The following is a 10,952-nucleotide window of genomic DNA, read 5'->3' on the forward strand; positions in this document are numbered from 1 at the left end:
ACGGATGGCGGCGCAGCGAGCGGGGGCAAGGCTCAGCGGCAGGCGGCGGCGGTGAATCGGGTGCGCATGAAGGCACCCCAGGGCAAGCCCGGGTAGACGCGCGGGTGGGCGGCAAGCGGTTCGTTTCGTAGCGCGCTTTCGGCGTCAACGATGCGCAATCGCGGCGGACAAACTCCGCTATAAATAAAGTGTCGAATCTGCGATGTCATCACACATGGAGGGACATCATGCATAGACGAACCGAAGGTGATCCTGACGCTCACGCATTGGGTGCTTCGAGAGCGTGCCCGGGTGGATTCGTGTTGCCTGTCCCGGCAACCGCGACCGCAGCGGCCTTGCTCGCCGCCACGCTGCTGGCCGGTTGCGCGCCATCGTTGAGCGCGTTCAGACCCGGTGAAGATTCCGCGCTGCTGACCACCCGGCTAGGCAAGCCGGCCGAAACCTACAGCCTGCCCGACGGCAGTAAGCGCCTGATGTGGCCGACTCAGCCGCTTGGGGTGACGACGATCGCCGCCGATGTGTCGGCCGACGGCAAGATCGAAAGCGTGCGCCAGGTGCTGCAACCGAGCGAATTCAATCAGGCGCAGGTCGGCACGTGGACCAAGCAGGACGTGCTCGTGCATTTTGGCCGCCCGGCCGAATCGAAAACCATGCCGCGCCTCAACGAGGAAGTCTGGAGCTACCGCTATCAGGACAGCGGCGTCTGGCATCTGCTGTACAACTTCTACTTCGATCAATCCGGCGTGCTGCGGCTCACGCAGCAGTCGCCCGACCCGCTGCGACAGACCGGCGACACGCTTTACTGAGCGACGTCGCCGGAAGGCGCAGCGTCAGGCCGCGCCCTCCGCGCTTCTCAACCGCGCGCGGCTATTGGACAGGTGCATGTGCATCGCCGCGCGCGCACCGTCCACATCTCCGCGCGAAATCGCCTCGTAAATGTTCAGGTGTTCGCTGTTGACCCGCGACGAGTAGCTCGATGGATCGAGCCGCGGCCGCGGCGCGAACGACGGATCGAGTTGCGACAGCACATCGACGAAAAACGGATTGCCGGTCGCGCGCGCAATCTGGATGTGGAACTGGAAGTCGTACGGCGCGGCATCGACGCCGGCGCCGGCATGCACGTCGAGTTCGTCGAGCGCGGCCTTGATCGCCGCGAGGTCCTGACGCGACGCGCGCTGCGCGGCGAGCCCCGCGCTTTCCGTTTCGATGCAGATGCGCAACTCCAGAATCGCCAGCACGTCGCGGCGCGTGCGCGCGGTGGCGCCCGTCAGCTCGACGATCGGCGCCGCTGCACCGGCGTCGAGCACGTAGCTGCCCATTCCCTGGCGCGTCTCGATCAGACCGGACATGCGCAGCCGCTGCACCGCCTCGCGCGCGACTGCGCGGCTCACTTCCTGGGTGCGCATCAGGTCGAACTCGGTCGGCAGTTGGTCGCCCGGCTTGAGCGCGCCCGTGCGGATCTGCTCGCTGAGCCAGTCGTACACGTTTTCGGCACGCCGCCGTGTGCGACGTACGGGCAACGGAGAATTCATTGAGTCGTCCAGATTCGTTGTGTTAAATTGTCCGTCATACGATGACTGACAGTAGTTGATAGTTCGAGTATACCGCTGGCGCCGCGCGCCCGCGATGTCCGCGCGCCGCCCGGACGGCCCTGGCGCCCCAGGCGGACCCGATTCAACCCCTACGGAACCGAATTCATGAAGATCGAACGCGTCACGCGCACCGTGTTTACCTATCCCACGCGGCGCGCCGTCGATAGCGGCGGCCACTCGCACCCCGGCGACGAGCGCGAGGCCACGATGGCCCTGCTGAAAATCGAGGCGGACAACGGCGCGGCCGGCTACGCGTTCGGGCCGCCGGAGGTGATTCGCGAGGAACTCCTTGCCGCGCACGTGCGGCGCGTGCTGCTCGGGCAGCATCCGTTCCAGCGCGAGGCGCTGTGGCAGGATCTCGCGCACCGGCAACGCGGCAGCGCCGGTCAGCTGACCGACCGCGCGCTTGCGATCGTCGATCAGGCATTGTGGGATCTCGCCGGGCGGGCGCTGCAAACGCCGGTCTACCGGCTGATCGGCGGCTTTCGCGACAAGGTGCCGGCCTACGGCAGCACGATGTGCGGCGACGAGCTCGCCGGCGGCCTCGCCACGCCCGACGACTACGCGCGCTTCGCCGAGAAGCTCGTCGCGCGCGGCTACAAGGCGATCAAGCTGCACACGTGGATGCCGCCGGTGTCGTTCGCGCCGGACGTGACGATGGACATCAAGGCGTGCGCGGCGGTGCGCGAGGCGGTCGGCCCGGACATCGCGCTGATGCTCGACGGCTACCACTGGTACAGCCGCACCGACGCGCTGCGGATCGGCCGTGCGCTCGAACAACTGGATTTCGCGTGGTTCGAGGAGATGATGGACGAGCAGAGCATGGCCTCGTACAAGTGGCTCGCGGACCAGCTCGACGTGCCGATCGTCGGACCGGAGTCGATGTCGGGCAAGCATCATCTGCGCGCGGACTGGGTCGCGGCCAATGCCTGCGACATCCTGCGCGCGGGCGTGGCCGGCGTCGGCGGCATCTCGCCGACGCTGAAGGTCGCGCATCTGGCCGAGTCGTTCGGGATGAACTGCGAAATCCACGGCAACGGCGCGGCCAACCTGGCCGTCACGGCCGCCGTGCCGAACTGCCGCTGGTACGAGCGCGGCCTGCTGCACCCGTTCCTCGACTACGACGTGCCGCCCGCCTATCTGCGCAGCCTCGCCGATCCGATGGACGCCGACGGCTTCGTGCATCTGTCGCAGGCGCCTGGGCTCGGCGAGGACATCGATTTCGAGTACATCGCCGCGCACACGATTCAGAGCAGCTGATCAGGCGCGAGCAGGTTGGGCGGGTCTGCCCAGCCGACCCTGCCCCTTCATTCCACCCCCCATTCCCTGCGAGGGTATACCGCCATTGAGACAGTTGTTCGATGACTGATAATGTTCGTTGTCGGTTGTACGATGACGAATAAATAAAACAGGTTATCGAACATCCGGCGAACAACTAAAAACATCCGCCCGACTGGCTCCGCCTGAGTCGGGCGAGACCTTCTAACGTGATGGAAGTGAATCAGGATGTCGACCGCAAATAGAATGTGCACGGCTCTCGCACTGTGCATCGGCCAGCTGGCCGCCGCTTACTCGCCCGAACTGCTGGCCCAGGAGACGCCGGTGCAGTTCTCAGGATGGTCCGACAAGGCCTACACGCCCTACGGTGGCGATTCGGTCAATTTCTATGGGCGCTTCATCAACTCGATCGACTGGGTCACCGGCGGCGGCAATCCCGGCAGTGTGCGCATGGCCAACTACGGCTCGGCATGGGGCTTTCGCGGTTCCGAGACACTGACCTCGGACCTGAAGACGGTCTTCCAGGTGGAAAGCTCGTTCAGCACGACGGACGGCACCGGCACGTTCGGCGCCCGCGAAACCTTCGTCGGTCTGTCGAGCAAGACCTTCGGCTCGCTGCGCATGGGCCGCTTCCAGGCGCCGTTCGACCGTCACGGCATCTTTGGCGACACGCTCGCCGAAACCCAGGGTCTTGGCATCACCACGGTACTGTGGTCGAACTGCGGCATCGCGATGAAGGGCACCGCCGGCTATACCAAAGCGCAGGGCTGTTTCGACATCAAGTACCCGACCTCGATCCGCTACGATTCGCCGAATTTCGGCCCGGTGTTCGGCGCGGTCCAGTATTACGCGTACGATCAGGACGTCAACAACGGCGGCCTCGGCTCGCCGCACGTGTGGTCGGCATCGCTTAACTACGTGAGCGGCCGGCTGCAGGCGGCGATCGGCTTCGAAGGCGATTACGGCGTGCTGGGGCCGGGGCAGAACAACTATGCGGCGGAAATCGTCGCCGGCTATCAGCTCACGCAGTCCGTCTATTTCGGCGGCATCGTCCAGCAGCTCAATTACGAGGTCAACGCGCAGCGCCAGAACATTCGCCAGAACATGCTCGGTCTCGTTGCGCGCTATACGCCCGGTCCGTGGGGCTTCGAGCTGAACTACGGCATCGCCGGCAGCGGTTACGGCAGCGCGCCGATCGGCGCGTCGGTCGGCTCGGTCAAGAAAGGGCCGAACACCGGCGCGCAGCACATCGTGTTCACGACGCGCTATGACTTCTCGAAGCGCACCGCGCTCTATGCGCAGCTGGTTGCGCTGCGCAATGCGTCGAACGCGATCTACAGCATCAAGCCGATGGGCATCCAGAGCCCCGGTGAAAACGAACAGGGTGTCTCTGTCGGCATCATTCACTACTTCTGATCCGTACCGCTGCACGACTCTCTTCGACTCAAGACCTCAGCCTGCGCGGAGTAATGCATGGACATCAATATTCTCGTCGTGGTCGCGTACATCGGCTTTCTGATCGCGATCACCCTGTCGTTCCGTTCCTTCAACCGGAACACGAGCGACTATTTCAGCGGCGGCGGCAAGGTGCTGTGGTGGATGGTGGGCGCCACCGCGTTCATGACGCAGTTCTCCGCGTGGACCTTTACCGGCGCGGCATCGAAAGCGTTCAACGACGGCTTCGCGATCGTCGTGCTGTATCTGGCCAACGCGGTCGGCTATCTGAGCAACTATCTGTACTTCGCGCCGCGCTTCAGGCAGATGCGCGTCGTCACCGCAACCGAAGCATTGCGCTCGCGCTTCGGCCGGACCAGCGAGCAGAGCTTCGTGTGGCTCAGCGTGCTCGACGGGCTGCTGTCGGCCGGGCAATGGCTGAATGGTCTCGCGATCATCACCGGCGCGGTGTTTCATCTGCCGGTCGGCACGGTGATCGTCGGCACGGGACTCGTCGTGATCGCGATGGCGCTCGCGGGCGGTGCATGGGTGATGGTCGCCTCCGACTATCTGCAGATGCTGATCGTGATGGCCGTCACCTTCACGTGCACGATCGTTGCGCTCGGCAACGCGGGCGGCATCGCGCCGATCGTCGGCAGTTTCCACGATACCTTCTGGATCGGCCACGGCTACGCCTATGCGGGGCTGTTCGCGGTGTGGGTCGTAATGATCGTCGTCAAACAGATCTTCATGATGAACAACGGCCTGAACTCGTACCGCTACATCTGCGCGAAAGACAGCGACCATGCGCGTAAGGGCGCGATGCTGACCTGCGTGCTGAGCATTCTCGGGCCGCTCGTGTGGTTCGTGCCGGCGTGGTTCATGCACTACCGGATGCCCGATTTCGCCGGCGACTTCGGCATGCTCGGCCACGATGCCCGTGAAGCCGTATTCGTCGCGTTCGTGTCGAAGTTCATGCCGGCCGGGATGCTGGGCCTCCTGATGGCGGCGATGTTCGCCGCGTCGATGTCGGCGATGGACGCCGGCATCAACCGCAACGCCGGCTTCTTCGTGCGCAATTTCTATCGCACGGTGTTGCGCCCCAAGGCCAGCGAAAAGGAACTGATGGTCGCATCGAAGCTCGCGTCGCTGGTGTTCGGGTTGATGGTGGTCGGCGTCGGTATGGCGATCAATGCGGTGCACGGCATGACGCTGTTCGACATCCTCGTCACGCTGAGCGCGATGGTGACGTTCCCGCTCGCGGTGCCCGCGATGCTCGGCTTCGTCGTACGCAAGACGCCGGACTGGTCGGGTTGGGTCACGCTGCTGGTCGGCCTCGTGGTCTCGTACGTGTTCGGCATCCTGATCGGACAGTCGACGATCGAAGCGTGGTTCGGCATCAAGCTGAGCGGACGCGAATGGGCGGATCTGCGGGTGTCGATCGTGCTGCTTGCACATGTCGTGATCACCGGCGGTTTCTTCGTGTCGACGCGCCTGTTCTATTCGGAGTCGAATGCGACGCGCGTGGCCGAACGCCGCGACCTGTTCCAGCGTTGGGACACTCCTGTCGAGTCCGACAACGACGACGCCACCGACAGCCTGCGCGAGCATCGTCAGCGTGGCCTGCTCGGCCGGCTCGTGTGCCTCGCGGCGCTCGGCATCATGGCGCTCGCGCTGCTGCCCAACGCGATGAACGGACGCTTCGTGTTCCTGATCTGCGGCGCGGTTCTGCTCGTGCCGGGCGCATGGCTGTATTACTCCGCCAGCGCGGGACGGGTGGCCGCCGTCGCAGAGCGCCGCGAGAGCGCGAAAGGCAAGATGACGCGCTCGCGAACCTGAGAGCACGGATCCTCGTCCGTGAAACGAAACAAACGAAACAAACGAAACGAACGGGCTCGCGGCGATCGCGCCGCGCGCCTCGCTGCGAAGGACTGACAATGAGCAAGGGCACAACGCTACAACTCGACTACGCGGAACACGTCGATCCGCAGACCGGCGTAAAGGTCACGCGCCTCACGCCACCGCACGTGACCTGTCATCGCAACTACTTCTATCAGAAGTGTTTCACCAACGACGGCAACCGCCTGCTATTCGGCGGTGGTTTCGACGGGCACTGGAACTACTGGCTGCTCGATCTGCCCACCGGCGTCGCGACACAGCTCACAGAGGGACCTGGCGACAACACGTTCGGCGGCTTTCTGTCGCCCGACGACACGCACCTCTACTACGTGAAGAACGACCGCCGTTTGCAGCGGCTCGACCTGCGGACGCTGGAAGAGTCCGTGGTCTACGAGGTGCCCGACGATTTCGTCGGCTACGGTACGTGGGTCGCGAATTCGGCGTGCAGCAAGGTGGTCGGTATCGAGATCGCGGCGGACGACTACATGCCGTTGACCGACTGGCGCAAATTCCACGAGTTCTATTTCAAGCAACCGCGCTGCCGCCTGCTCAGCATCGACCTGCGCGACGGCGCACGCACGGTGATCCACGAAGCGCATCAGTGGTTGGGACATCCCATTTATCGTCCGTTCGACGACCACACCGTTGCCTTCTGCCATGAAGGCCCGCACGATCTCGTCGGCACGCGCATGTGGCTCGTCGATGAAGACGGCACCGACGTGCGCAAAGTCCACGAACACGCTGAAGGCGAAAGCTGCACGCATGAATTCTGGGTGCCGGACGGCAGCCGGATGATCTACGTGTCGTATCGCAAGGGCGATCCGCGACGCACGATCCGCAGCTTCGATCCGCGGCTCAATGCCGACGTCGAGCTGATGGACATGCCGCCGTGCTCGCATCTGATGAGCAATCACGACGGCTCGCTGCTGGTCGGCGACGGCTCCGACACGCCAGTCGACGTCAGCGACGTCGGCGCGCACGTGATCGAAAACGATCCCTATCTGTACCTGTTCGAACCGGCGACGCGCACGACCAAGCGCATCGCCGCGCACAACACGTCATGGCGCGTGCTCGACGGTAATCGCCAGGTCACGCATCCGCATCCGTCGTTCACGCCGGATAACAGCAAGGTGCTGTTCACGTCCGATTGCGATGGCCTGCCCGCGCTGTATCTGGCGGACTTGCCAACGGCCACCGCGAGCGCTACGCCATTGCGGCAGCAGGCTCCCGCGACAGCCCGATAACCGCCTGCAGAATCGCCGCGCGCGCCTGACCGAGAATCAGCCCGCGCCACACGTCGTCCCCGCAGTAAAAGCCGGCGCGGATCTCGTCGCGAATCGCGTCGATCCGTTGCGGGTCCGCGTCGGGATGCTGACGCACCCAGCTATCGGCACGCAACCGGTGCAGCATGTCGACGAGCGGCACCGTGCCATACTCGATCGCAATCGCCGTGGTGCGCGCATGCGTGCAGGTGCGGCGCAGCGTATCGAGCACCGGACCCGCGACGTTGGCCGCGACCGACGTGCCGTCGAGCGGACTCGTCACGTCGGCGCCCCACCACACGCGAGCGCGCTGCAATTCGCCGGCGCCGAGTTGCCCGACGCAGATTTTCTCGCCGTGTCCATACGGACCGAGTCCCGTATGGAAATCGATCCAGCCGATGCTGTCGCACGCCGGGCCGTTCTGTTCGAACAGCGTCTGCAACAGCCGTGTGCTCCATACCGTGCGCGCTCCGCCGAAGAACATGCCGTCGGCGTGGCGGTACTGACCGATCGTCAGCGCCTGCTGATAGGCAGCTTCGCCGCGCTCCTCGATATACCTCGCGATCGCCGCGGCGTTCTCCGCGGACGGCGGCCAGCCAGGCGGCACCAGCAACGCGTGCAGATCGTCGTACGCGGGATTGACCGGCAACGGCCGCGAGAAGTCGATGCTGTTGCGGTTCAGATCGACGTTGTCTTCGTTGGTGCGGCTCAGATACGAAAAGCCGTACGGATTGATCGCATGCACGACGAGGATCGCGACATTCAGCCTGTCGAGCAGCGCGTGCAGCGGCCGGTCGTGCAGTAGCGCGATCTGCGCGGCCGAGCCGCAAAATCCCTCGACGCCATGCGTGCCCGACGTCAGCACCAGCAGACGGCGTGCGCTCGCCGGACCGATGCGCGCGACGTCGGTGGCGAGTTCCTCGCCGCCGAGGCCACGCAGACCCGGTATCACGTGACTGTCGACGCGCGCCGCCGCATCCGCGGCGGACCGCAGATAGAGCCGCCGCGCATCCGCGTACGACACCGCGAAATACGACGATGGGTTCATGACAGCTCCGAGAGTTATGCGGATTTCAGGAACGATTCGGTCAGACGCACCCAGTAGGTCGAGCCGAGCGACAGCACGTCGTCGTTGAAATCGTAGCTGGTGTTGTGCAGCATGCACGGACCAAGCCCGTGACCGTGGTCGCGATGCTCGCCGTTACCGTTGCCGATGTACGCGTAGCAGCCCGGCTTTTCGAGCAGCATGAACGAGAAGTCTTCGGCGCCCATGGTCGGATCGATGTTCGTCTCGACGTGCTCCTTGCCGACGATTTCCTGCATCACGCCCAGCGCGAAATGCGTTTCCTTTTCGGTGTTGACGGTCGGCGGATAGTTGCGGCGGAACGAGAACTCGACCGAGCAGCCGTAAGCCAGCGCTGTCGCTTCCGCGAGCTGCTTCATGCGGCTTTCGATCAGATCCAGCACTTCGACCGAGAACGTGCGCACCGTGCCGGCCAGCGTCGCCGTGTCGGGGATCACGTTGACCGCTTCGCCCGCGTTGATCTGCGTGATCGACAGCACGGCCGCGTCGATCGGACGCTTGTTGCGCGTCATGATGCTTTGCAGCCCGGTGCCGATCTGCATCGCGGTGAAGACCGGATCGATGCCGTTGTGCGGGATCGCCGCGTGCGCGCCGACGCCCTTCACGGTGATCCTGAATTCGTTGCTCGACGCCTGGGTCGCGCCGACGCGCGCGCCGAATTCGCCGGCCGGCATGCCCGGCCAGTTGTGCAGCGCGAACACCGCGTCGACCGGGAAGCGCTCGAACAGACCATCTTCGATCATCGCCTTCGCGCCGCCGCCGCCCTCTTCCGCCGGCTGGAAAATGAACACGACGGTGCCGTCGAAATTGCGATGCTGCGACAGATACTGCGCGGCGCCGAGCAGCATCGCCGTGTGGCCGTCGTGGCCGCACGCGTGCATCTTGCCCGGATGCTGCGACGCGTGCTCGAACGTATTCAGCTCCTGGATCGGCAGCGCGTCCATGTCCGCGCGCAGGCCGATCGCCTTGCGGCTCGAACCGTGGCGCAACACGCCGACCACGCCGGTCTTGCCGAGACCGCGCGTTACTTCGATGCCCCATGCTTCGAGCTGGCGCGCGACGACATCGGCGGTGCGATGCTCTTCGTAGCACAGCTCCGGGTGCGCGTGGATGTCGCGGCGGATCGCCTGGATGCCGGTGTTGGCGTGAGCAATTTCGGGGATGATCTTCATTGGGTATCCTTTGAGTCGGCGGGAATTACATCAGCGGTTGTTTCGAGCGGTCCTTCAGCAGCGCAATCGTGACCAGACCGATCACGCAGCCGAACAGGCCGTAATAGACGACGGCGAGCTTGTCATCGGTGATCTTGATCAGCAGCGTCGCGATCGCGCCCGCGAAACCGCCGAAGATCACCACCGCGAAGTTGTAGCCGATCGCCATGCCCGTCGAGCGCACGTGCGACGGAAACAGCTCGCAGACGAATGCGCAATACGAGCCTTGAAAGAGGCCGAGCGAAGCCATCAGGGAGCACTGCACGAAGATCAGTACCGGCAGCGTCGGATGACTGCTGAGCAACGCGAACAGCGGATACGAGATCACAAGACTGAGTACCGTCGACGCGATCATCGGCTTCTTGCGTCCGACCGCATCCGAAATCCAGCCGGACGCGAAAGTCGCCGCGATATACGCGATCGCCGCGCAGCACGATGCGATCACGCTGCTCGCGAACGGGATGTCGAGTGTCTTCGTCGCGTAGCTCGGCATGTAGTAATAGAAGATGTACGTGCCGATCGTGCCGTACACGGTCAAACCGAAGCCGGCGAGAATCGCGCGCCAGTGCACGACGATCGATTCGAGAAATGGCGCTTTCGCGGTCGGAGAGCGTTGCGTCTGATGCTTGAAGACCGGAGACTCGTCGAGCTTCGAGCGAACATAGAGACCCACCGGCACGATCAGCAGACCCAGCATGAACGGAATGCGCCAGCCGAAATCCTCGAGTTGTGCAGCGCTCAGCACGCGCGTCAGTGCGACGCCGGTCAGCGCGCCGAGGTATGCGGTCCACGAACGACGCCCTTCCAGTGAGTGGCAGAAGGTCTGAAGCTAGGTGTCCGCGTGGACACATGTACACCTACACTCATGACAGAGAAACAAGACCTTCGAAGCAGACTGGTGATGGGCACGAAACGGGATGGCCGGCGTGAATTTAACGAGGATGCACTGGACGAACTGGTTGAGCTGTGTCTGAGGCCGGGCGTTTCGATTGCGCGTACGGCGATGGATCACGACGTCAACCCGAATCAGTTGCGTCGATGGATAACGCGCTACCAGCAAAGGCAACTTGCTGAGAGCAAGCATGATCGGGAGCGTGAGCACGCCCCCGAATGTGCCGTGATCGATGGCGTGCAGGTCGATATGCCGCAGCGAACATCGCGAGTTCCGTCAGCAAAGCCCGGGGCGTCGGCT

At 64.1% G+C, this 10,952-nt stretch carries 10 protein-coding genes; 6 read left to right on the forward strand and 4 right to left on the reverse strand.

The features are described 5' to 3' along the window. Window positions 1–227: 227 nt before the first annotated feature. Window positions 228–806 (forward strand): hypothetical protein, encoded by a 579-nt coding sequence (locus EVC45_RS37455; RefSeq protein WP_248295412.1) that lies wholly within the window; start codon window positions 228–230, stop codon window positions 804–806. A 24-nt stretch (window positions 807–830) separates the two neighbouring features. Here EVC45_RS37455 and EVC45_RS37460 read toward each other — a convergent pair whose 3' ends face one another. Next, window positions 831–1,532 (reverse strand): FadR/GntR family transcriptional regulator, encoded by a 702-nt coding sequence (locus EVC45_RS37460; RefSeq protein WP_129963160.1) that lies wholly within the window; start codon window positions 1,530–1,532, stop codon window positions 831–833. A gap of 165 nt (window positions 1,533–1,697) precedes the next feature. On the opposite strand from EVC45_RS37460, the gene EVC45_RS37465 reads away from it, so the two are divergent. The 4 genes from EVC45_RS37465 (at window position 1,698) to EVC45_RS37480 (ending at window position 7,447) form a co-directional block, all read left to right on the forward strand. Continuing rightward, the gene (locus EVC45_RS37465) at window positions 1,698–2,852 is read left to right on the forward strand and encodes a mandelate racemase family protein (protein ID WP_129963161.1); all 1,155 of its coding nucleotides are present in this window, start codon (window positions 1,698–1,700) and stop codon (window positions 2,850–2,852) included. 264 nt (window positions 2,853–3,116) lie between these two features. Continuing rightward, on the forward strand, window positions 3,117–4,286 hold the full coding sequence (locus EVC45_RS37470; protein WP_168991609.1) for a porin: 1,170 nt from the start codon (window positions 3,117–3,119) through the stop codon (window positions 4,284–4,286). Window positions 4,287–4,343: 57 nt separating this feature from the next. Further along, the gene (locus EVC45_RS37475; protein WP_129963163.1) at window positions 4,344–6,143 is read left to right on the forward strand and encodes a transporter; all 1,800 of its coding nucleotides are present in this window, start codon (window positions 4,344–4,346) and stop codon (window positions 6,141–6,143) included. A gap of 98 nt (window positions 6,144–6,241) precedes the next feature. Continuing rightward, window positions 6,242–7,447 carry an oligogalacturonate lyase family protein gene (locus EVC45_RS37480; RefSeq protein WP_129963164.1) on the forward strand — a complete coding sequence of 402 codons (1,206 nt, stop codon included), beginning with the start codon at window positions 6,242–6,244 and terminating at the stop codon, window positions 7,445–7,447. On the opposite strand, the gene EVC45_RS37485 is transcribed toward EVC45_RS37480, so the two are convergent. Genes EVC45_RS37485 through EVC45_RS37495 form a run of 3 tightly spaced genes read right to left on the reverse strand, consistent with a single transcriptional unit; the run spans window position 7,407 to window position 10,505 of the window. Next, window positions 7,407–8,513: a M14 family metallopeptidase gene (locus tag EVC45_RS37485; RefSeq protein WP_129963165.1), complete on the reverse strand. Its 1,107-nt coding sequence runs from the start codon at window positions 8,511–8,513 to the stop codon at window positions 7,407–7,409. The two genes, EVC45_RS37480 and EVC45_RS37485, sit on opposite strands and share 41 nt — an antisense overlap. 14 nt (window positions 8,514–8,527) lie before the next feature. Further along, window positions 8,528–9,721 (reverse strand): M20 aminoacylase family protein, encoded by a 1,194-nt coding sequence (locus EVC45_RS37490; RefSeq protein WP_129963166.1) that lies wholly within the window; start codon window positions 9,719–9,721, stop codon window positions 8,528–8,530. Between the two features lie 25 nt (window positions 9,722–9,746). After that, window positions 9,747–10,505: an MFS transporter gene (locus EVC45_RS37495; protein ID WP_248295413.1), complete on the reverse strand. Its 759-nt coding sequence runs from the start codon at window positions 10,503–10,505 to the stop codon at window positions 9,747–9,749. Between the two features lie 156 nt (window positions 10,506–10,661). Here EVC45_RS37495 and EVC45_RS37500 point away from each other — a divergent pair. Then, window positions 10,662–10,952: transposase (locus EVC45_RS37500; RefSeq protein ID WP_248295414.1), on the forward strand; the 291-nt coding region annotated here is incomplete at its 3' end.

It is taken from the genome of Paraburkholderia sp. UYCP14C (assembly GCF_004197395.1).
Classification (GTDB): Bacteria; Pseudomonadota; Gammaproteobacteria; order Burkholderiales; family Burkholderiaceae; genus Paraburkholderia.